This is a genomic window from Paraburkholderia haematera (assembly GCF_905220975.1).
In the GTDB taxonomy this organism is placed as follows: domain Bacteria; phylum Pseudomonadota; class Gammaproteobacteria; order Burkholderiales; family Burkholderiaceae; genus Paraburkholderia; species Paraburkholderia haematera.
The window spans coordinates 20397-43804 of record NZ_CAJNBK010000006.1 but is presented as its reverse complement, the minus strand read 5'-3'; the positions used below and the strand labels follow the sequence as shown (position 1 = coordinate 43804).

Here is a 23408-nt window from a genome sequence, read left to right as displayed (position 1 = left end):
GCCGCGTAGTCTGCTTATGCACCTACGCCCGTGGTGGCGTGCGCTTTGTCGGCCGCGCCGAGTTCGAACTTGCTTTCCGGCTGCATGCGGAATGCGAGCACCACGCCGATCGCCATCAACAGCATGCTGCCGAGAAACGGCAACTCCCAGCTGCCGAAGTAATCGATCAGAAACCCGCCGACCACCGGCGAGATGATCGCGGCCAATGCCGAGCCGGTGTTCATCATGCCGCTCGCCGTGCCTGAGTATTCCGGCGCGATGTCCATCGGAATCGCCCACATCGGGCCGATCGTCATTTCGGCGAAGAAGAAGCCTGACGCAAGACACGCCATCGACAGATACAGGCTGTGCGTGAACATCAGCGGAATAAGCGAGAGCAGACAGAACAGCATGCAAACCGACACCATCCAGCTTCGGGCACGCTTCAGGCTGCGCGTGCGCGTGAAGATCCAGTCGGTCACGATGCCGCCGAGCGTGTCGCCGATCACACCGGCAAAGAACACAACCGAGGCGAAGATCGCCGACTTTTGCAGTTGCAGGTGGTAGCTGTGCAGGAAGTACTGCGGAATCCAGCTGAGGAACAGCCACAAGGTCCAGCCGTAGCAGAAGTACACGATCGTGACCGGCCACATGCGGCGAAACAGTTTTCCCCACGGCACGCCGGCCGCTTTCGGCTTCGGCGCGGGCAAGATTTCAAGTTCCTCGGCCGTGATACGCGGATGGTCCTTCGGATGCTCGGTGAACGTGAACGCCCACACCGCCACCCACACCAAGCTGAACACGCCGCAGATATAGAACGACTCGCGCCAGCCCCAGGTCGCCATCACCAGCACGATCAGACCGGGTGCGACCGCATTGCCGATTCGCGATGCCGCGTGGGTAATGCCCTGCGCAAAGCCGCGTTTCTCTTTCGCGACCCAGCGCGCCATCGCGGAGGTCGCGGCAGGAAACGTGGCGCCTTCGCCGAAACCGAGCAGCACGCGCGCGGCCAGCAACGAAACCAGGCCACCGGCGAAACCGGTCAGCAACGTCGCGACGCCCCAGATGGCGCCGCAGAAAATCAGCGTGCGTTTCGCACCGAAGCGGTCGCTGACCCAGCCGCCGATGATCTGAAAAATCAGATACGGATAGGCGAAGGCGGAGAATACGAGGCCCACTTCCGTATGGGAAAGGCCAAACTCCTTGCCGAATCCTGCCGCCGCGGTGCTGACGTTGACGCGGTCCAGGTAAGTGATGAAGTACATGATGCATAGCATCACTAGAACGATACTGGTCGCACTGCTCACACGAAACCGCTTCATCGTCTCTCTCCATTGCAGTCTATCGACGGCGCGCCTGGCATGGCGCGCTGCATCGTTGCCCGCCGGCGACATACGCCGCGGGAACATCGCACGTTGTTCGTGGGCCGCGTTCTATGCGCGGCTTCGTGAGGGAAGTGCTCCCCGCCTTCCCTTGCTGCGAGATGCGTGTTGCTTGTTGCCGATCGCGTGCTGCGCCTGGCGCCGGTCCGCAACTGCGCCAATGCGCGTCATGGCACCGGTGCCGTTGCGTTTATGGACCACGCGCCAGCGCACTGAAGCGCTCAAGCCGCTGCTTTCAGCCCCGAGGCTTGCGTCGGCTGGCTCAGCCACTCCATAGCGGCAGGCAGACCGCTCTCCTTAAGCGGCACGCCCGCGAGCCGCAGGCCCATTTCGCAACCGGCCAGCGTTGCTAGTAGCATCAGGTCGTTGCAGTCGCCGAGGTGCCCAATGCGGAACATGCGGCCTTTCATCTTGCCGAGGCCGGTACCGAGCGACATGTCGAAGCGTTCGTAGATGACCTTGCGCACGGTGTCGGCATCGATACCCTCGGGCATCATCACGCCGGTCAGCACCGGGCTATACACGGCAGGATCCGCGCACTGGATCTCCAGGCCCCAGGCGCGAACCGCGCGGCGGGTGGCTTCGGCGAGACGCTCGTGACGCGTGAACACATTGTCGAGCCCTTCGCCGAGAATCATCTCAAGTGCCTCATTGAGCCCGTACAGCAGGTTCGTGTTCGGCGTGTACGGCCAGTAGCCGGTCTTGTTCATCTCGACGATGTCGGTCCAGTCCCAGAAGCTACGCGGCAATTTGGCCTGCTTGCTGGCGGCCACTGCCTTCGGCGAGATCGCGTTGAAGCTGATGCCAGGCGGCAACATCAAACCCTTTTGCGAGCCCGACACGGTGACGTCGACACCCCATTCGTCGTGGCGATAGTCGGCGCACGCGAGACCCGAGATCGTGTCGACCAGCAGCAGCGCCGGGTGGCCGACGGCGTCGATCGCGTGGCGCACGGCGGCGATATCCGAAGTGACGCCTGTCGAGGTTTCGTTATGGACGACGCACACCGCCTTGATCGCGTGCTGCGTGTCGGCGCGCAGCCGATCTTCGATCATGTGCGGCTGAACCCCACGCCGCCAGCCTTCGATGCCAGGCAAGCCGAGGAACTCCGGCTTCAGTCCGAGGCTTTCCGCCATCTTTTTCCACAGCGTGGCGAAGTGACCGGTTTCGAACATCAGCACGTGGTCGCCGGGGCTCAGCGTGTTCGACAGCGCCGCTTCCCATGCGCCGGTGCCGGACGCCGGATAGATCACCACCGGTTGTTGCGTCTTGAAGATTTTCTTGATGCCGTCGAGCACCTTCAGACCGAGTTCGCCGAACTCGGGGCCGCGGTGATCGATGGTCGGGTAGCTCATCGCCCGGAGAATGCGATCGGGCACCGGGCTCGGACCCGGAATCTGCAGAAAGTGACGGCCAGCGGGGTGAAAGTCTAGCTTGAGCATTGGGCTCCTCCGATTGAATTTTGCATGCAAAAAACTATATCAGACGATCCATGACGATCCCAAGACGAAAATTGCGTGTGGACACCGGTGTTTACCCGCGCTATTAACTAATCTTTATGCTTCCGATAAAATCGCGCTAACACGATGTTGAGGGCTTTTGTATGCAAAATTCTGATTTTGATGCGAGTGTGACCGCGTCCCCGCTGATGCCGAAGGTGGAGCGTCAGCGTTTGCACGACACGGTGGTGGAGCACATTCGCCGCTTTATCGTCGAGGGGGTGCTCGAGCCAGGCAAGAAACTGAACGAGCGCGAGTTATGCGAGACGCTCGGGATTTCGCGCACGCCGTTGCGGGAGGCGCTGAAGGTGCTGGCCGCGGAAGGGCTGATCGAGATTTCGCCGAATCGGGGCGCGTCGGTGTCGAAGATGTCGGAAGCGGAGTTGCGCGAGACCTTTGAATTGATGAGTGGTCTTGAAGCTTTTTCCGGCGAGTTGGCGGCGGAGCGGATGACGGCTGCGGAGCTTGCTGAGATCAAGGCGTTGCATTACGCGATGCTGGCTTGTCGTACGCAGAACGATCTGGCCGGGTACTACAGCCGCAATCAGGCGATTCACGACAAGATCAATGAAGCGGCGAGGAATTCAGCACTGCGGCAGACTTATGTGGCCGTTAATCGACGCCTTCAGGCGTTGCGGTTCCGGTCGAATTTTCAGATCCCTAAGTGGGATAGCGCGATTCACGATCACGATGAGATGTTGAAGGCGCTCGAAGCGCGGGATGGGAAGAGGTTGAGCGCGATTCTTCGGCAACATTTGCTCGACAAGCGGGATGCGGTTTTGCAGGTGCAGTCGCGGGAGGAGGTGGCGGCTTCGGTGCTGAAGGCTTGAGCGGTCATCTGTCTTGGGTGGCGACATGGGTTGCGTGCTTGCGATGTTGGGCCTCCCTTTGTTTTCCAACGTCGCAGGCAAAAAAACGGTGGCGCCGCGGGCAAGAAACTTGTCCCCATAAAATGTTGGCAAGCCTGTGGACAACCTTCGCACATCCCAGCCAAGTCGTTGACGCAATAGAAATATCCAGCCGCGGGTGATGACTAGGCATCGCTTATCGCCTAGCCGCCGGCCACGCAAAAAAACCAAAATAGCAAGCCCGTCGCCGCAGGCGCGACACCCCAACTCTACTTGTCCACATAATTTGTGATCAAGGCTGTGGATAACACGCCCACAACAGTGCCAAGCCACTGATGCAAATACATTCTGCCGAGTCGATGCAGCACTAGCCTGCTTGGCAATTGGCCGAAGCCACCTTTTATCTGGCGTGATCCGGATGGTGCCGAACTAATGACACGCCATTATCACGCACTGGCATCGTGCCGCGGTCCCTACTCATGCCTAGCGATAATCCACCTGCCTGTCCGGGGAAGCACAGGCAATCAGTCGACAACTGCTTCGTTCGATTCACCTGACCATTCCAGGCACCACTGCAGAAGTTTCCGGTACACCGCTGCGCAACCTTTCTTGATTATTGCAAAGCACACCAAGAGTATCTGAACGGTGGAAGTCTGCTACGCCAGCACCCGTCCGCTGTTCCAATGCGTGGTTAGGACAGCACCGGAATGACACAAACGAGTTACACAACGAGATACCTACGCTCTGCGGCTTTGCTTTTCTGGTCTCTGTTCATATTTTTTCATGGATGCCCTTTTACGAAAAAGCATGCAGCGGGGAAGATTGCGGTCAGGGACAACAGGGAGCGTGAAGTCAAGGTTGGCAACACGAATGTGAATGTCAACGATCCTGCCGTATGGATGAATCCATATTACGTATCGTCCCCGATATACCGCGAGTTCAACGAATACGGTCAATGGTTGGTGACTAATAGGGAGCTGGCCGCTGCCAGCAATACCACGCGTCCAGCTGATCTGTTGATGTTATCCGGTCAACTGGCGGCGAAAGGGTACGCTCGGTTGCCAACCGACCTGCTGGAGCAACATCTGCCTCTCGTCGGCAAAATACTCGCTTCTCTCGATCCGCATACGTGCAGCGAATTTATTAGGGGAAGGTTGTCCGACATAGAGCTCAACGATTATGCATATCCCGTCATGAACACGTTTAGTGACACCGAAGCGAAAGCGTGGTTCCTCACCAGTAAGTCTGCAGTCATAGCACAACTGCATGGGTCACCCCCTATTGTGCTGTCAACCGAAAACGCGACTCAAGGCATTCTTAAAATCGCAAAATCAATGTCCGAGCCGCAAGCCAAGGCATTCATTTCCGGGTTGGCTAATTTAAAAAACGAGAGCAACGAAGACGCATGCGCCACGGCCCGCACTCTCTATTTTAAGGGAGATTCGCTACCCGAACCGTATCGGGGGTACATGGCTCGATTGCTTCTTACCATGCAAATGGGCGTCAGAAACTCTGAATAGAATTAGGTCTGTCGCTCAATCGGGAAATGCGTACGAGCTTGATGCCACGCTTCAGGGTTTGAAGTATCAGACCATTCTATGCACCAATGCAGAAATTTCCGCTAGATGGTTGCACAGCGTTTATTCGATGATTGCGGGGAACTCTAAAAAGTGCCGAACGCTGGAAAGCTGCCACGCTAACGCTGGTTCACCGTTCTTAAAAACGCGTGGCACAGCATCGGAATTACATAAATGAAACTAGCGACCAGATTCTTACTCACTGCGATTGTGGTTATCTGCGCCGTAACGGCGTTTTTCCACGGCCGCGATCTGGCACCGAAACAGGATGTCAAGGAGACCTCCGTTAGGGCTGCCAGGGTCAGTGACGCTACGGTATGGATAAATCCATTTTCGAAGACATCTCCTGCATACCGCGAGGCAGAGGAATTTCACCAATGGTTGTTAGATAAGAGGAAGCTGGCCGATGAAGTTGGTGCGGTCGGGCCGGTTGATAAATTACTTCGATCCGGCCAGATGGTAAACAGTGGGATGGCTCGGTTGCCGACTAATTTACTGGAGCAACGCCTGTCCTCTGTTAACAAGATATTAGCGTCGCTGGATACACATATGTGCAGCAAATATATCAAAGGAAAGATGCCCGAGTCGGAGTTCCAAAGCTACGCTTTTCCGGTCATGGAATCATTCGACGATGCCGAAGCGAAAGCATGGTTCTTCGCCAACAGGTCTGCCCTTGAAGCTGAGTTAGACAGAGCGCCGATTATCGTGGTGTCAACTGAGGAAGTGCTACAGGGCCTTCAAAAGATTGAACAATCAATCTATCAGCCACAATCCAGAGCATTCGTTTCCGGGTTGGCCAATTTGAATTCCGAGAGCGACGAGGATGCATGCGCGACGGCCCGCACCCTTTATGTCAAAGGAAAATCTCTGCCTGAACCGTATCGTGGGTATATGGCGAGATTGCTTCTGACTATGGACAATGGGCGTCAGAAACTCTGAGTAGACTCCGGGAAATGCGAACCGGTTTGATGGCGCGCTTCAGGTTCCGATTCACCTGACTACTCCTAGCACCAATGCAGAAATTTCCGATATACCGTTGCGCAACCTTTCTTGATTTGCAAAGCACGCTAAACCGCACCCAAACGGTGGAAGCTTGACCCACCGGCGCTTTTTCGCTGTTCTGAGATGTGGTTAAGACACTACTGGACGAAATAGATGAGTTATACAAGATATCGGCGCACTGCGACTTTAATTATTACTTTCTCGGTTGCGTTTTCCCTCGGATGCCTTTTTATGAAAAACCAAGAAGCGAGAAAAAGTGTAGCGAGAGCGATTAATCCCACGAACGGTGATATCGGCGCTAGGGATACCAAGTCTGACAACACCAATTCAAAAGATCTTGCAGCCTCGTTCAATCCCTTTCCGATTTCATCACCGATGCACCGTGAATTCGATGAGTATCGAACATGGGTGCTAAGTAATAAAAAACTGGCGGCTGTTGGCGATTCAGCGACTCCGGGTTATTTGCTGAGATTGTCTGGTCAACTTCAAGCCAAGGGAGTGCCCCGGTTACCGACTGAGCTGCTAGAACAACGTCTGTCCTCGGTCAGCAAGATATTGCCCTCGCTGGACACCCATATGTGCAGCACCTTCCTGAGAGGAGGACTCAGCGCTGCGGAGTTCTTCATCAAAGCTTATCCGGCTATGGAATCGTTCAGTGCCGAGGAAGCAAAAGCATGGATCACTTTCAACAAAGCCGCCATTGAAGCACAACTGAATGGGGCGCCGGTTATCGTGCTGTCAACTGACAACGCTACGCAGGGTATTGTAAAAATTGCTCAATCAATGTATGGCCCGCAATCCAGTGCGTTCATTTCCGGACTAGTGGACCTGAAGACGGCCAACGACGAAGACACGTGCACGACGGTCAAGATTCTTTATGCCAAAGGCAATTCTTTGCCTGAACCTTATCGTGGATACATGGCAAGGATGCTTCTCACAGGAGCAGAAGGTAACGAAAAACTTTAACAGGAATCGTGTTCAAAAACAAATTTAGCCCGATAAACGGTGATTTGATCCAGCTTTTATAACTCTAATTGAGACTACCAAGTAATGGTAACTTATTCGTTTTCTGACTATTTTGGTCCCTTGTTCGACACCGCCACTTCGGTCGGTACTGCCATAGAGACAGCGGCCTCAGGCGACGAAATAGGGACGGTGCTCGCCATCGGCACGGCGATTGCCAGTAGCAAAGCAACTTTGACTGACAACGCAAGTTTAGGGACGCTCAGCTCGACAATCGGCACCGCTAGCGCGGCTGTGACGGCCTACAACAAACTCGGGAAACAAATAGAAACAATGTCCGGTTCGCTGACTGCCTACAACAATGCAGTAGCGTCTGGCAATCAGGGTTCAATAAGCGCTGCGGGCCTGGATGTGACAAGTTCCGTCGCGACCGTAGTCAATACCATTGGGTCGGTGATCGCGGGTGTCGCTGGTGCGATAGCAGCGGCTGGTATGGCCGGATCGGCAGCGATGGCCCCCATTGCCAGTCTCGGCCTAGCGATTTCGGCTGCGGCGGGTTTGTTGGCAATGACAGCAAGCAACGCAATTACGGACAAAGTAAAAGCTGCCGCAGCCGAAATTGGTAATCTGCTCAATGACATCGAGTCGCAGTTGGGTACCGGCTCGCCTGATTCCGGTCAGCCGGGAGCACCGGGCGCTGGCGGGAAAGGGCCCGAATCTGGCGCCGGGGGTGCGGCGATGGGCAAATACCCGGGTGATGACGCACTTATTAGCCCGCTTGTCCTCGACCTGACCGGTTCGGGAATCAACCTGACACCCCTGAACACAAGTTCCCCCTACTTCGACCTGGCCAACAACGGCTTTGCCCGCCAAACTGGTTGGGTCGGTGCCGGCATGGGGTTGCTCTGTTTCGATCCGGACGACCGGAGCATCACGAATATTACCCAGCTATTCGGCAACGAAACGACCGACGGATTTGACATCCTGCGTAAGCTCGACGCCAATCACGACAACGTTATCGACGCATCAGATCCCGCATTTGCAAGCCTGCGGGTGTGGGTCGATGCAAACGGGAACGGCGCCTCCGATTCAGGCGAACTCTACACACTCAGTCAGCTCGGCATTGTTTCCATCAACCTGAATGCCACTGCGGTAACTGAGACCATCGCAGGCAACAAGATAAGTTCGATTAGCAGCTATACGCTGGCGGACGGCACCACCCGCGAAATTGCTGATGCGTGGTTCGCCAACAGCACGATGAACACCAAACCGGTTACGCCCGTAGAAGTGACGGCGACTGCCGCGGCGCTCCCTCAATTGGCCGGCGCAGGGACGTTGCGGGACCTGCGCTCTGCGATGTCGCTCGACCAAGGTTTGCAGAATCTGGTGCAGGCCTTTGTTGCCCTACCGGCTGGTACAAGCCCCTCCGGAATCGAATCGGCGGCCCAGGCAATTCTCTTCCAATGGGCGGGGGTTACTTCATTGGACCCCACGTCACGGGGCGGCTCGATTGACGCACGGCAACTCAGCTTCGCAGACAAGTACTTGGGCCGGTCGTTCAATTCGACTGGTGACGGCGTCAACCCTGGAATCAGGGCGGCGGCCTACTTGCAACAAAGCTGGAATGATCTGTATGACGCGGCGTTGGCACGTCTTGTTTTGCAATCGCCGTTGGCTGCCAGCGTCGCGCCCGAATTCAGGTACGACGCCTCCACCGATACGGTCCAAGCGACTGCGACATTCGCACCAGCGCTAGCTGCAGCCTTCCAACGTTTCGGCACAATTACCGCCGCGAATCTTGCCTCATGGGATCTGCTGTTACGCGTCGCAGATGCAGCGCGTTTTGACATGGGCATGTCGGACTCTCTGTTTGAGAAATACGTTGCCGCTGCGACGAACGACACCATCGCGTCGGTTGCGAACGCCATTGCTTCAGGGCTGCAAATCAGTTTCGACAGTTCCGGTCGTATCCAGGAAACAGGCAGCACGATCTATCACGATTTCTATGCTGGTCCGGGAGTCAGTGTGCTGATCGGTGAACGCGCCGGTAACGACCCAAGCACCCAGTTGCCGGGTCACGACGTATTCCACTACTCCGCCGGTGATGGTGTCGTCGAGATTCGTGAAAGCGACCCGAACTCCAGCGCACCTGCCAATACACTGAGCTTCGGTCTGGGGATCGACCCGTCATCGATCAAGGCCAAGGTCCTGAGCAATGGCGACATGGTGCTGACCGACGGCGTCACAGGCGACCAGATTACGCTGGTGGGGGAATTGCGCGACAGCGGCGGCGGCATCCAGCTTGTGCAGTTTGCCGATGGCACGACATGGACGAGGTATCAGTTGATCCAGGTTGCCGCACTCTGCGGAACAACGGGTAATGACTCGCTCTATGGGACTGCCAGCGCGGAAGTATTCGACGGCAAAGGCGGCAACGATTATGTCCAGGGCGGCGGCGGTGGCGATACGTTCATTTTCAATGCGGGCTACGGGAAACTAGAAATTTACGAGTCGGACAAGAGCAGCAGCCCCTACAACGTTCTTCAGCTTGGCCCTGGAATCAGCAAATCGTCGGTCGCGGTGCGGGGGACTAGCAGCGGCAATCTGGTGCTAACGGACGGTATCACGGGGGATCAGATCACCCTCGATTCGGCCATGCTCTTTGCCTATATGGGTGTGCAAGCGGTACGGTTTTCTGACAACACAGTCTGGACGCGTGCGCAACTGATCCAGATGGCCACTACAGGCACGGCGGGTAATGACACGCTCTATGGGACTGGCAACGCGGAAGTATTCGACGGCAAGGGCGGCAACGATTATGTCCAGGGCGGCGGCGGTGGCGATACGTTCATCTTCAATGCGGGCTACGGGAAACTTGAGATTGGTGAATATGATTCCAGCAGCGCGCCGCATAACGTGTTGCAACTGGGTGCGGGAATCGCTGCATCATCAGTCACAGTGAGAGGCACAAGCAATTCCAACCTTGTGCTGACGGATGGCATCGCGGGCGACCAGATCACGGTGGATTCGTTTTTAAACGGCAGCAACTGGGGGGTGCAAGAGGTGCAGTTTGCCGATGGCACTACATGGAACAGGCAGCAACTGCTCCAGATGGCGACAACTGGCACTGCGGGCAACGACAAACTGTATGGGACCAGCGGCGCGGACGTATTCGACGGCAAGGGCGGCAACGATTATGTGTGGGGCGGTGGCGGCGGCGATACGTTCATATTCAATGCGGGCTACGGGAAACTTGAGATTGATGAGTATGACTCCAGCAGCGCGCCCCATAACGTGCTGCAACTGGGCGCAGGAATCAGCGCATCATCCGTCACGGTGAAGAGCTCGAGCAATTCCGGCATTGTGCTGACGGATGGCATCGCAGGCGACCAGATCACGTTGGATTCGTTTAAGAGCGGCAGCGGCTATGGCGTTCAGACAGTGCAGTTTGCTGATGGCACGACATGGAACAGGCAGCAACTGCTCAATATGGCGAATGGCGTCGCGTCTCTCGCTGATCGGCAAGTCAACAACCTGATCGCGGGCATGGCATCTTACGGCGTGCAACCAGCGGCCAGCTCGCAGATGCCGGATGCAATCCAGCAGCAGCCGCAAGCAATGCTCGCGGCTAACCTGCACTAACGCTCCCATCATCCGCTGTTCAGGCATCCGCGGCCTTTTTGCGTCGCGGATGCCAAAAAACTCAATGTCCCTTGAACGCTCCTGAACTCAACCAGCCGGTGCCTCCCTCACCGGGCTCCGCCTCTGATACCGCATCCCCCGACAACCCCGCTCACGATCCGGCACTAGCGTGCCTTGTCGTCATCGCGCGGTTTCATGGCATTGCAGCAGACGCCGCGCAGTTACGTCATGCCACTGCGCGTAACAACGAGCGCTTCGACAGTGACACGCTGGTTCTGAGCGCCCGCTCGATCGGTCTGAAGGCGACCCAGGCACCACTGCGAATCGACCGGCTTGATCGTACGCCTTTACCCGCACTTGCATTTGACAAGGACGGCAAGCATTTCATCATCGCGCGATGCGACGGCAAGACGGCCTTTATTCTCGAAGCCGAGGCAGCCGCTCCGACTCTCGTGCCGCTCGACGCGCTGGCGGTTCGTACTACTGGCCGCATGCTCCTATTCACGTCGCGGGCCTCGCTCGCCGGTGAGCTCGCACGGTTCGATTTTTCGTGGTTCATTCCGGCGATCATCAAATACCGGCGACTATTGCTGGAAGTACTCGGCGTGTCGCTAGTCCTGCAGGTTTTCGGGCTTGTCTCGCCACTGGTGTTCCAGGTGGTAATGGACAAAGTGCTCGTGAACCGCGCTTACAACACACTCGCCGTTGTCGGCATTGCACTTTTCGTCAGTTCCACCTTCGAGGTGCTGCTCACGGGTCTGCGCAATTTCACTTTTTCACACACCACCAACCGGATCGACGTGGAACTGGGCGCTCGCCTGTTCCGCCATCTGGTGGCCCTGCCATTACCCTACTTTGCGGCCCGGCGCGTGGGCGATACCGTGGCGCGTGTGCGTGAATTGGAGAACATCCGTAACTTCCTGACAGGTCAGGCACTGACCGCTGTCATCGACCTGGTTTTCTCGATAGTCTTCATCGGGGTAATGTGCCTCTATAGCGTGTGGCTCACACTGATCGTCGTGGCATCGCTGCCACTCTATGCCGCCGTTTCCGCCATGCTCATGCCGACTCTGCGCCAGCGTCTGAATGAGAAATTCGCACGCGGCGCGGACAACCAGTCGTTTCTGGTCGAAACCGTTTCCAGCATCGAAACGGTCAAGGCAATGGCCGTCGAGCCGCAGTTCATCAAAAGATGGGAAACGCAACTCGCGGCCTACGTCGCATCGGGCTTCCGCGTGACGGCGCTTGGAAATGTGGGCCAGCAGCTTATCCAGTTTGTCGGCAAGCTGGTCACGCTCGCGACGCTGCTGCTGGGCGCGAAGCTGGTCATTGACGGTCGGCTGACTGTGGGTCAACTGGTTGCGTTCAACATGATGTCGCAGCACGTCGCCTCGCCGGTCCTGCGTCTCGCGCAACTGTTGCAGGACTTCCAGCAGATCGGCATCTCGATGGGGCGTCTCGGTGACATTCTCAACACGCGCAACGAATTGCCGCAAAGCCGTCAGGCGCTGCCTGCAGTGAACGGCAACATCCGGTTCGAGAACATCCGTTTCCGGTATCGTGCGGACGGTCCACCGATTCTCAATGACATATCCCTGGACGTGCGCGCGGGCGAGGTGATCGGAATTGTCGGCCGTTCGGGCTCTGGCAAGAGCACACTCACGAAGCTGCTGCAGAGACTTTACTTGCCTGAGCAGGGCACTGTACGCATCGACGGCATCGACCTTGCTCTCGCCGATCCTGCGTGGTTGCGCCGACAGGTGGGCGTTGTACTGCAGGAGAACGCGCTCTTTAACCGTACAGTCCGCGAGAACATTGCGCTAACCGATCCAGGCGCGCCACTTGAACTTGTGATGCGGGCCGCAAAACTCGCCGGCGCGCATGATTTCATCTGCGAACTGCCGCAGGCCTACGACACGCCCGTCGAGGAGCACGGCGGCAATCTGTCAGGCGGCCAGCGCCAGCGACTGGCGATTGCACGGGCGCTGCTCACCAATCCACGCATTCTGATCTTCGACGAGGCGACCAGCGCGCTCGATTTCGAAACCGAGCGCGTCATCCATAACAACATGCGAGCCATCTGCGCGGGACGAACCGTGATCATCATCGCCCACCGCCTGAGCGCCGTGCGTCATGCGACGCAGATCATCGCGATGGACAAGGGGCGGATTGTGGAGCGTGGGACACACGACGCGCTGCTCGCGCATGGCGGCTATTACGCCCACCTTATTTCTCTGCAGAACAGTTGATGATGCGTTTCCATCTGCAGGCATTCGCTGATCTGATGGGTCGGTACGCGGGTATATGGCGGGCCGGGTGGTCGATCCGCGACCAGCTTGATGCTCCCGAAAAGCTCAGTTACGAACTGGCTTTCCAGCCGGCCCAGCTCGAACTGGTTGAAACACCTGTTCATCCAGCGCCTCGATGGGCAATTCGCATTCTGGTGATCCTGTCAGTGCTGATCCTGCTGATCGGCATCCTTGGTCGGCTTGATATCGTCGTCACGGCAAAGGGCAAGTTTGTTCCCAACGAGCGCGTCAAGATCATCCAGCCGGCGATAACCGGCGTGGTGCGGCAGATTCTGGTTCGTGACGGTCAGCGCGTCAATGCGGGACAGGCATTACTGGTTCTCGACGCGACACAGGCAGCGGCGGACGCGGACAAGGCCCGTTCATCGCGGATCGATGCAGCACTCGCGTCCGCCAGGGCGACCGCGCTGCTGGATGCGGTCAAAACCGGGCACGTCCCGCCACTGGTTGCCGTGGATGGCGCATCGTCCGAGCAACAGGTCCAGGCGCAGAATTTCACCGAAGGGCTTTACCGAGAATACGCGGACAAGCTCGCCGCGTCGCAGGCCGAGCTTCTTAAGCGGGAAGCCGAACTCTCGACGACCCAACAACAAGTGGCCAAACTGCGTGCAACTGCACCACTGGCGCGTAGCGCAGCCGAGGATTACCGGGCATTAGCGCGCGACCAGTACGTCGCGCAGCATGACTATCTCAGCAAGGAGCAGACCGCGCTCGAACAGGAGCACGAACTTGCCGCGCAGCAAAGCCACGCTCGTGAACTGACCGCTTCCATAGTGGAGCAGAAGGCGACAATACAGGCGATAACCTCGCAATTCTCCCGGGAACAGCTTGATGCGCTCGACAAGGCGAAGCAGCAGTTTGCACAGAACCACGCTGACGAAATCAAGGCCGTAACGCGACAGGGATTGATGACGCTTTACGCACCGGTTTCAGGAACGGTCGAGCAACTGGTCGCACATACGCCCGGCGGAGTCGTCACAACTGCACAGTCGATCATGGAGATCGTGCCGGACGACGCGGTAGAAGTCGAAGCAAGCATTGAGAACAAGGACGTGGGCTTCGTCAATGTTGGGCAGGACGCCATCGTCAAGATCGAAGCCTTCCCCTATACCCGATACGGCTACCTGACCGGCAAGGTCACGTCCGTATCGAACGACGCGGCGCAGAACAGGGACCAGAAACTGGGTCTGACATTTACGGCGCACATTCGCCTCCCGACCAACCAGATGCAGATCAATGACAAGTCGATCAACCTCACTCCGGGCATGCAGGTGACGGCCGAAATAAGGACCGGACGGCGCAGCGTTGCAGGATATTTTCTCGACCCACTTGCGCAGACAACCGGGGAGAGCCTGCGTGAACGTTGAACGGGTCAATAGCGCAAGATCCGTTCTTGTTGGTTACATTCGCACGACGCTGGCGGTGCTGGGCCTATCGGCATTAGGTGGCACACCGGATATCGCGAGGGCAATCGATGTGTTCCGCACTGACGCCACCGTCCCGCGTACACCTGCGGACGCATTTGCAGATATTGACGCGGCACATCCCTGCCAGTTCGGTCCGCTAGGTGCACCCCTTCGTCTGGCCGAGGCTGTGAATCGCGCCTTGTGCGAGCACCCCAAAACGCGGGAGGCCTGGGCGAATGTGAAAGTGCAGGCCGCCGCCGTTGGGGTGGCAAAGTCAGCGTATCTGCCGACCCTGACGGCTAACCTGCAGGACGTGCGTGACGACGCGGTGACAAACGTGAAGGGCTATCCCCGCCTGAGTTCGGCCAACCGCTCCACGGTCTACTCCGGCTCCGTCTCGGCGAACTGGGTGCTGTACGATTTTGGCGGCAGGAAGGCCGCGCTTGCCAACGCACAGGCGCTGCTCGCCGCCGCGCGGGCCAACCAGGATGCAACCTTGCAGACGGTCTTTTCCACCGTGGCAACAGACTACTACGCAGCCCAGGCCGCAGCCGGCAAGCTGGCCTCAGCGAAGGAAGCGGAAAGCATCGCGCATGACAGTTTTATCGCAGCATCGGCACGCGTGACTCACGGCGTCGCCGCGATTTCCGATCAGTTGCAGGCCCAGACTTCATACGCGCAAGCGATGTTCAACCGGGCGAAGATCGAAGGCGACCTGCAGGTCGCCCTTGGCACCCTCGCCGCCGACATGGGCCTGCGCCCGGACCAACCCGTTACGATGCCCGATGCCGACGATGGCGTGGTGCCAGACCAGGATTTCGCAGCGTCGGTCGCCACGATGATCGACGAAGCGCAAAGCGCCCACCCGGCGATCGCCGCTGCCAGGGCGAAGCTCGGCGCGGCAATCGCCAGTGAACAGCAGACACGCGCCGAAGGATTGCCCAATTTGAGTCTGGTTGCGAAGTACAGCCAGAACAACCAGCCTGCCAGTCTTGGGCTGGGCGAGCCGCAGTTCGCCGCGACCGGGCGCGACCGGTATGTTGGCGTGCAGGTGCAGATCCCATTGTTTGAAGGGTTCAGCAGGAGCTATAAGGTACGCGGGGCACACGCCCAGGTGGAAGTCCTGCAGGACACGCTCGACGAAGCCCGCCAGCAGGTTGGACTCGAAGTCTGGAAGAGCTACCAGGCACTCCAGGCGAACATACAGAATGTTGGGAACACCGTTGTGCTAAAGCAGATTGCACAGCGTTCATTTGATGTTGCAAGGCATCGGTATGCAGCGGGCGTGGGAAACATCCTAGAACTGCTGGGCGCACAGAAGGCGCTTTCAGAGGCCAAACAGCAACGTATCCAGGCCCTCACTGACTGGCGCACGGTGCGGCTTCAACTGGCCGCAAAGATGGGTCATCTGGATGCAGGGGATCTGCGTAGAGAACAGGTCCCTCAACAATAGTCAGGTATGCAATAGGCGCATCCGCATTGGTGGACGCGATGGCGCGCGGCATGTGCGACGACGACCCCGACAAGGGCAATGAGATCGACAATCGGCCGAGGAGCACGATTGCGAACTGCTACCCCACGCGTATCTCCCATCGGCCCAGCAACAGGCAGAACCTCCGCCGTGTGATAAAAAGAAACTCCTCACGTTCCGCCACCCACCGAGGCTCCCGCATGTCCACCGTCATGGGCTTCAAACTCGTCCTGCTGTCGCTCGTCGCGATGATCGGTCTCCAGCTGCTCGCCAAGCGACTGCAACTCCCCCCGGCCGCAGCGCTGCTGGTCGGCGGCGCCGCGATGGCATTCGTGCCCGGACTGCCTCCCATCAACCTCGATCCCGAACTGGTCCTGGTCGTGTTCCTGCCGCCCCTCCTCATGGACGGTGCGTACTTCTCCGTGTGGGACGAGTTCAAACGCAATCTGGGCGGCATCCTGCTGCTCGCGATCGGCGCCGTCGCCTTTACGACGCTCGCGGTCGGCCTGGTCGTGCATTGGGTCGTGCCGGCCTTACCGTGGAGCGCGTGCTTCGCGCTGGGCGCAATCGTCTCGCCACCCGACGCCGTCGCCGCGAAAGCCGTGCTGGAACGCGTCGCGCTGCCGCGCCGATTGATGGTGCTCCTCGAAGGCGAAAGCCTCCTCAACGACGCCGCCGGCATCGTGCTGTTCCGCTTCGCCGTCGCGGCGGCACTCACCGGCACGTTCAGCGCGCAACACGCCCTCGGGCAGTTTGCGGTGCTCGGTCTGGGTGGCGTGGCGGTAGGCATCGCGATTGGCTTCGTGGTCGTCAAGCTGCTGCACTATCTCGACGACGCCTACCTCATCATCACCGCATCCGCACTCTCCCCGTGGATCAGCTACATTGCCGGCGACATGCTGGACGTCTCGGGCGTCATCGCGACCGTCAGTTGCGGGATGGTGCTCGGCTGGCATCAGCATGAAATATTCTCAGCCTCGGTTCGCATGCGTGGCACGGCTTTCTGGCAGATCCTGATCTTCCTGATGGAAGCCTTGGTGTTCCTTCTGATCGGGCTATCGCTGCGCGGTGTGATCGTGCGGCTTGGCGGTGTCGGCGATACGTTGACCGCGCTGGCACCCACGGTCGGCGCCGTGATCGCTGCGGTCGTGCTGTCGCGCTTCGTGTGGGTGTTCGTCGTCGAATGGTTGAAGGGACTGGTATGCAAGCTGATGCAGCGCGCCAACATCGCGCTCGACTGGCGCTCGGCAACCGTGACGAGTTGGGCCGGCATGCGTGGCGTGGTGACGCTGGCAATCGCGCTCTCGTTGCCCGAGGCGATGCCGGGGCGCGACCTGATTCTGGTCGCGTCATTCGCGGTCATTCTCGTGACCGTGCTCGGTCAAGGGACCACGATCGGCACGTTGATTCGCTGGGTCAAACTGGACAGCATCAAGGAGCGCAATGAACAGCATTTGAGCGAACCGCAGGCATGGGCGAGGCTCGAAGCAATTCAGCTTGCCGCGATCCAGCCGCTCGTGCATGACGCAGAGGGACAAGTGATTCATCCACGCCTGCTGGAACAATATAGCTATCGGGCGCGGATAACCGAAGCTCACCAGGACGCAACAGAGTATCCCGCCGATGTTAGAGAGGCGCATTACGACGTCGTGCTTGCCGCCGTAGCGGCCGGTCGCCAGGAGTTGTTGCGGATGCATCGGTCAGGGTTGATTCATGATGAACTGCTGACCGAGCTGGAGCGGGATCTCGATTTGCAGGAGATCGCCGCGCTGCATGGCAGAGGATAACCGGGCGCGCCTGACGCTAGTCCACACGCGAACCCGGTCGAAGCTTGGTCCGTTTTAATGGCCTTTAAAAATATCCAGAAGCTGATTCTGCATTTGCATCATTTCGTGCGCGTGCTTCATCTCCATCTGCGCCATCGAGTCCTGATACTCCGTTTCCATCTGCATCATTTTCTGCTCAATGCCGATGGCCTGGGTACGCTGCTCAGGCGTCAGCTTCTCCATCATCATGCCGAAGTTCGGCGGCATCAGATAAGTACCGGCGCGCCCTATTCCCTGAGCCTGCACGGAACCCGCAATCAGCGCGAGTGGCAACAGGCTGCACATCAATACAGTTCGAATCGATTTCATGACATCTCCAGTCTCAAGTGAGCAGCCGGGTTTCAAAATCGGCTACATAGGCGACGTTCAAACGCTCAGACAGACAGGCCGCGGTCGATCCGCTGCACACGCCGGGTCTGGGAATGCAACACCCGGGGCTGGCCGCCGTGAACGATCGTCCGGGTGTTTCATGCGTTTAGTCGCGAACGCTGACTGGAAATGACATGTTGAATAAAAATTGCGCTGATAATCTTTTTTCTATGTCGCTGTCACTTTCGCTACGATGTGCCGACTAATCCTTCCAGGCCGAACCCAGAATCATCGTGCAGAAATTCTCGCGATGGTAATGCGGGTCTTTCAGCGCCAGCACGTCCGCCTTCACGTTGCCAAAGGTCGTCTCCGGTTTGTGGATCGTGCCGTGCGCGAATGCATCGATAATGCCTTCCTTGAAATGCGCGCCGCGCGGGTGGGCATGAATGACCTCATGACGCTGATGCTCGCTGAACTCGTCGTAAGCGAGGCCCAGCACGTCCATCTCCACACCTGCCGTAACTAGGGCCACCACCGGCTTCATATATTGTGGAATCCCTGGCGTGGTGTGCAGCGCAATCGAATTCCACACCTGTTCGATATCGTCCTCGCCGATGCCGTGGCGCTTCAGAAAATCACGTGCCGCGTTCGCGCCGTCCACCTCGAATCGATCATGCTCGCTGCTATACGGCGCCACGAGTCCCATGTCATGAAACATCGCGCCGATGTACAGCAACTCGGGGTCGTACTTGAGTTGCTTGCGCACGCCGGCCAGCGAACCGAACAGGAACACGCGCCGCGAATGGTGGTAGAGCAACTCGGTTTCGGTATCGCGCACGAGCTGCGTGGCTTCGCGCGCCATCATGCTGTCGGGGATCTGGATGCCTGCGATCGTGGTCATATGAATTGCTCCATGAAAGACTCGAATGGACCGGACGCGCAGTCTTGGTGACTTGATAGCGCGTTTGGTATGCTGGTCCGCGATGCTTTTTGTGACCGTTCAAGCAGCGCGTCCGATGAGGTTCAGTATTGGTCAGCGCGCCGGCGCGGGCAATCGCCACGGACCGCTGAACACTGCCAAACGCACCGCGTTCACTGCCGCGGGGCGCGGATTCCGTCCATCGTCAAAGGAAATCATTCGATGCCTACCGTCGCGATCGCGATCTTCCCTGGCGTACAGGCGCTCGACGTAGCTGGTCCGGTCGATGTGTTCTCCGAGGCCAATCGGTTCATCGCGCCGCAGGATCGCTACGAGGTCACGCTGCTCAGTGCGGAACCAGGGCCGCTGCGCGCCTCAAACGGCATGACGCTCGTGGCCGACGCCACTTTCGAACAGGCGCTTCGCCCGTTTGGTCTGGCGCTGGTTGCAGGCGGCCCCGCGCTGCCCGAGGGTGCCGCGCCCGACCCACGTTTGCTGGAATGGTTGTCGCGAGCCGCCAGGCAGTGCGAGCGTTATGGCTCGATCTGCACCGGCGCGTTCGCGCTCGGTCATGCCGGGCTGCTCGACGCCCGCAAGGTCACGACGCATTGGCAGCACGCGGCACAACTCGCTGCGCAGTTTCCACGAGCACACGTCGATTTCGACAGGATCTATCTGCGCGACGACAACCTGGTCACGTCGGCGGGCGTAACGGCGGGCATCGATCTATCGCTTGCCCTAGTCGCCGAGGATCATGGGCCGCACACGGCGCTCGCCGTCGCCAAACGGCTGGTGGTGTTCGCGCAGCGGCAAGGCGGGCAGTCGCAGTTCAGCCCTTATCTCACCGCACCGGCGGATGAAACTTCGCCTGTAGCCAAAGTGCAGGCGCACGTGATGGAGCGTATTCACGAGAGCTTTACGGTCAAACAACTGGCTGATGTCGCCGGCATGAGTGCACGGAATTTTGCGCGCGTATTCGTGCAGGAGACCAAGGTGACGCCGCACGAATTCGTTGAGCGCGCGCGCGTGGATGCGGCGCGCAAGTTGCTCGAAAGCAGCGACGCGGCGCTCAAGGCAATTGCCTACGACTGCGGCTTCGGCACCGCGGACCGAATGCGCATTGTCTTCACAAGACGAATCGGTGTGACGCCTGTGCAATATCGCGAGCGCTTCCGCTCTGCGTGAAGGAAACATCAGAGCGACATGATCGCGGCTGAAAGGTCGCCGGAATGCGGCCCGACGAGCAGGTCGCTGCCGACATGAAACGTTGCGTGAGAAAATGACGGTCTTCCCAAGCCAACGATCACAAGGAACGACATGTCCACCTCTTCTCCGATCCGCGCGATCGTGACCGGCCACACGCGCGGTCTGGGCGCCGCCCTTGCTGAACAACTGCTGGCGCGCGGCGTCGCGGTACTCGGTTTGTCCCGCTCGCGTCATGCCACGCTAAAAGAGCGGTTCCCAGCACTGCTCGAAGAAATCGATCTCGAACTGGCCGATCCCACGCGCGTCGCGCAGTGGGTCGCGACCGATGCGTTGCGCAGCTTCGTCAGCGGCGCGCAGAGCGTCCTCCTGATCAACAACGCGGGTAGGGTTCAGCCAATCGGTCCGATCGAAGGCCAGGACGCCACAGACATCGCCACCGCTGTGAGCCTGAATGTCGCCACGCCGCTGATGCTGGCGAGCGCCCTCGCCGCAGCCAGCGTCGACGCGACCGATCGGCGCATCGTGCATATCTCGAGCGGCGCGGCACGCAATGCGTATCCCGGCTGGAGCATTTATTGCGCGACCAAGGCCGCGCTGGATCATCACGCTCGCGCCGTTGCACTCGACGCGAATCGTGCGCTGCGCATCTGCAGCCTGGCACCAGGCGTCATCGATACAAACATGCAGGCGGAAATTCGCGGCAGCGGCGCCGAGCAGTTCCCGATGCGCGAAAAATTCGAAGACCTCAAGCGCAACGGCCTGCTTTCGACACCTGAACAATGCGCGAGCCAGTTGCTCGATTACGCCTTCAGCGATGCATTCGGGCAAACGCCGGTTGCCGATATTCGCGAGGTCGCGAAGCAAGGCTGACACGAGCGCACCACGCTCCCGTAAAACCTCACCTTTCGGCGGATACGCCGATATTCACACGCCGAACGCAACCATCGCGCCGCGCTCAGCCGCTCCAATTTCGCCGTGCGGCACGAACACATAGCCGCATCGGCGCCAACAGAAAGAATGTGCTGACTCATCCAACTGATTCCAGGAGACGATCGGTTTTCAGAGACAGGAGGTGGCTTGCGGGAATAGCAAAACCGCTGACCGCTTGTCGTCCGCGTCGCCATCTTCCCTGTCGGTGGATGTTCTCAAAACGCGGAACGTGATACGGGATCGCACGCGACGTTAGTGCACGATGCGCGTGTCTGCTCCCGAAAAGTCTCACCTTTGGCTCGGAGCGGGTGGGGTTCCGCGTGAAGTGTCCGTCGGGCCGCTCCCGAAAACGCTCACCTTTCGAGCGCTGAGGCTGGCCGCAAAGGCATGCTGGGCGGGATATCGAGGATCCCGAACAGGCCATTCCCGAAAACCCTCACCTTTGAACGACCGCGGGTAATCTGCATACCCAGGTAAGAGGCGATGTGGATGGCGCTTGTGGAAGCCGTCGACGGGATGGCTGGATAGTGAGGCGCAATGATGCAGCGCAGCTCACGTGTCCGCGATTGCCTCACGCTCCCGAATATTCTCACCTTTGGATCGACGAACGCGTGAGCAACGCCGGCCGTCATCATCGTGACGGCTGGTTTTTTCACGCATTTAGCGTGTTTTCGACGGCAGCCGCGATCGCGAATCCTGCTTTGCACGACGCTGGCGCGTGGCTCCCGAAAGTTCTCACCTTCGCCAAACTCCGCCGCGTGTGCAGCGTCTAGCTCGCCAGCTTGCGGAACGTTTCCAGCACCGCATCGCCCTTGAACGGCTTGACGATCCAACCTTTGACGCCCGCCGCCTTGCCGCGCTCTTTCATCGCCGGGCTGCTCTCGGTGGTCAGCATGATGACGTTGACCGCCGTGTTCGCGAGTTCGCCGCGAATCTTCTCGACCATCGTCAGGCCGTCCATGTTCGGCATGTTGACGTCGCTGATCACCAGTTTGATGCCAGGGCTGGCCTTCAGTTTGGCGAGGCCGTCCTTACCGTCCACCGCCGTGTCGACGTCCAGACCGTTCTTCTTCAGAAAACCGGCCACTTCGTCGCGCACGGTGCTCGAGTCATCCACCACCAGAATTTTCGACATGTTTTTTCCTATGACAACACTCAGAACAGATCCAGTTCGCCCGCTTCGACCATCGCGCCGACATCGTCCGTGACTTCCCTGAAGTCTTCCGGCGACCAGCTCAGGCTGAACACAAAACGTTGATGCAGCTTGACCGAACGGCCCGACAGCGGGTCCGTCAGCGAGTACATGAAACACAGTTGCGGATTGCCGCTGCCGAACGAGATGTACTTGTGCTTGTGATTCACCAGCAGCGGCACCTGCACCTGGCTGCGCGACCAGGCGTCCGCATCGCCGACATAGCGGTTCTTGAACGAACCCCAGATCAGATTGGTCACTTCGCCGAGCACGCCATTCAGATCGCGGAAGTTTGCTTCGCCATCCTCTTCGTTGTCGAACATCCGATAGCGATCGAGTAATTCGAGAATCGGCGCTTCTTCGGCCTGCATCATCATGTAACCGCGGCACCACGCGCTTTCCAGCGGAATCAGGCTGAACACCTCGCCGAAGATAATCCGGTCGCGCACGATATACGGCGTGTCGCACGTGATGGTCAGGTCCTTGAACATGTCGCCGAGAATCGCCTGCGTCATGTCCGCGATGCCACGCACTAACGCGTTGGGATAATCCAGACTGAAAATGTATTCGTCGATCACCTTGCGCAAGGGCGCCATATCGTGCGCGACGTAAGCCGCGCAGACCACGCGGCGCAAACTCTCGGGTAACCCGTCGAGGCTCGGATCGTCATCGCGACGCATGATGATCGGCAACTCGGGGCGCACCGCGTTGATCCTGATCGCGATCTCGGCGCTCGCTTCGGCCGAGCCGCCATAGCTTTCAGCGAACAGAACGGCGCCCAGATCGATGTTCGAGCGCAGCACCGACTGCAAGCGGTTCTTGCCGACTTTCACGCCGACCAGATTGTGCTCGTCGCAGAAGCGCTTCAGCGCGTCCTTATGCACCGGGCAGTCGTCCAGCACCAGCACCTTGCTGACCGGTTTGTTCATGTTCATTTCGGGTTCCTGC

At 58.7% G+C, this 23408-nt stretch carries 17 protein-coding genes; 11 read left to right on the top strand and 6 right to left on the bottom strand.

All coding sequences use genetic code 11. From position 1 onward, the window contains the following. Positions 1 to 14: 14 nt before the first annotated feature. Positions 15 to 1301, bottom strand: a complete 1287-nt coding sequence (locus KHO23_RS13400) for an MFS transporter (protein WP_211611718.1) — start codon at positions 1299 to 1301, stop codon at positions 15 to 17. Positions 1302 to 1582: 281 nt separating this feature from the next. Continuing rightward, the gene (locus KHO23_RS13395; RefSeq protein ID WP_211611717.1) at positions 1583 to 2803 is read right to left on the bottom strand and encodes a pyridoxal-phosphate-dependent aminotransferase family protein; all 1221 of its coding nucleotides are present in this window, start codon (positions 2801 to 2803) and stop codon (positions 1583 to 1585) included. 161 nt (positions 2804 to 2964) lie between these two features. Here KHO23_RS13395 and KHO23_RS13390 point away from each other — a divergent pair, with 161 nt between their 5' ends. The 9 genes from KHO23_RS13390 (at position 2965) to KHO23_RS13350 (ending at position 17865) form a co-directional block, all read left to right on the top strand. Beyond that, positions 2965 to 3690, top strand: coding sequence for a GntR family transcriptional regulator (locus KHO23_RS13390; protein ID WP_211611716.1), 726 nt, complete (start codon positions 2965 to 2967; stop codon positions 3688 to 3690). A 725-nt stretch (positions 3691 to 4415) separates the two neighbouring features. Further along, the gene (locus KHO23_RS13385) at positions 4416 to 5228 is read left to right on the top strand and encodes a hypothetical protein (protein WP_211611715.1); all 813 of its coding nucleotides are present in this window, start codon (positions 4416 to 4418) and stop codon (positions 5226 to 5228) included. 231 nt (positions 5229 to 5459) lie between these two features. Beyond that, on the top strand, positions 5460 to 6224 hold the full coding sequence (locus KHO23_RS13380) for a hypothetical protein (RefSeq protein WP_211611714.1): 765 nt from the start codon (positions 5460 to 5462) through the stop codon (positions 6222 to 6224). Positions 6225 to 6518: 294 nt separating this feature from the next. Then, complete coding sequence (locus KHO23_RS13375) at positions 6519 to 7253, top strand: hypothetical protein (RefSeq protein WP_236066833.1); 735 nt, start codon at positions 6519 to 6521, stop codon at positions 7251 to 7253. A gap of 84 nt (positions 7254 to 7337) precedes the next feature. Further along, positions 7338 to 10892, top strand: coding sequence for a calcium-binding protein (locus KHO23_RS13370; RefSeq protein WP_211611712.1), 3555 nt, complete (start codon positions 7338 to 7340; stop codon positions 10890 to 10892). A gap of 71 nt (positions 10893 to 10963) precedes the next feature. Next, complete coding sequence (locus KHO23_RS13365; RefSeq protein ID WP_407946054.1) at positions 10964 to 13141, top strand: type I secretion system permease/ATPase; 2178 nt, start codon at positions 10964 to 10966, stop codon at positions 13139 to 13141. Further along, positions 13141 to 14568, top strand: coding sequence for an HlyD family type I secretion periplasmic adaptor subunit (locus tag KHO23_RS13360; RefSeq protein ID WP_211611711.1), 1428 nt, complete (start codon positions 13141 to 13143; stop codon positions 14566 to 14568). Before KHO23_RS13365 ends, KHO23_RS13360 begins: the two co-directional genes overlap by 1 nt. Continuing rightward, positions 14558 to 16060: a TolC family protein gene (locus KHO23_RS13355; protein WP_407946053.1), complete on the top strand. Its 1503-nt coding sequence runs from the start codon at positions 14558 to 14560 to the stop codon at positions 16058 to 16060. The genes KHO23_RS13360 and KHO23_RS13355 overlap by 11 nt, the downstream gene beginning before the upstream one ends. A 218-nt stretch (positions 16061 to 16278) precedes the next feature. Beyond that, complete coding sequence (locus tag KHO23_RS13350) at positions 16279 to 17865, top strand: Na+/H+ antiporter (RefSeq protein ID WP_211611710.1); 1587 nt, start codon at positions 16279 to 16281, stop codon at positions 17863 to 17865. Positions 17866 to 17919: 54 nt separating this feature from the next. On the opposite strand, the gene KHO23_RS13345 is transcribed toward KHO23_RS13350, so the two are convergent. Both KHO23_RS13345 and KHO23_RS13340 read right to left on the bottom strand, forming a co-directional pair. Continuing rightward, positions 17920 to 18213 (bottom strand): hypothetical protein, encoded by a 294-nt coding sequence (locus KHO23_RS13345; RefSeq protein WP_211611709.1) that lies wholly within the window; start codon positions 18211 to 18213, stop codon positions 17920 to 17922. A gap of 262 nt (positions 18214 to 18475) precedes the next feature. Next, a complete protein-coding gene (locus tag KHO23_RS13340) occupies positions 18476 to 19114 on the bottom strand; it encodes an HD domain-containing protein (RefSeq protein WP_211611708.1) in 639 nt (212 codons plus the stop codon). Between the two features lie 240 nt (positions 19115 to 19354). Between KHO23_RS13340 and KHO23_RS13335 the strand changes: the two genes are divergently transcribed. After that, entirely contained in the window at positions 19355 to 20317 is a 963-nt protein-coding gene (locus tag KHO23_RS13335) for a GlxA family transcriptional regulator (RefSeq protein ID WP_211611707.1), read from the top strand. Between the two features lie 132 nt (positions 20318 to 20449). Then, complete coding sequence (locus KHO23_RS13330; protein WP_211611706.1) at positions 20450 to 21208, top strand: SDR family oxidoreductase; 759 nt, start codon at positions 20450 to 20452, stop codon at positions 21206 to 21208. A gap of 829 nt (positions 21209 to 22037) precedes the next feature. On the opposite strand, the gene KHO23_RS13325 is transcribed toward KHO23_RS13330, so the two are convergent. Beyond that, positions 22038 to 22403 carry a response regulator gene (locus tag KHO23_RS13325; RefSeq protein ID WP_211611705.1) on the bottom strand — a complete coding sequence of 122 codons (366 nt, stop codon included), beginning with the start codon at positions 22401 to 22403 and terminating at the stop codon, positions 22038 to 22040. Positions 22404 to 22423: 20 nt separating this feature from the next. Next, the gene (locus KHO23_RS13320; RefSeq protein WP_211611704.1) at positions 22424 to 23395 is read right to left on the bottom strand and encodes a chemotaxis protein CheX; all 972 of its coding nucleotides are present in this window, start codon (positions 23393 to 23395) and stop codon (positions 22424 to 22426) included. Between the last annotated feature and the right edge of the window lie 13 nt (positions 23396 to 23408).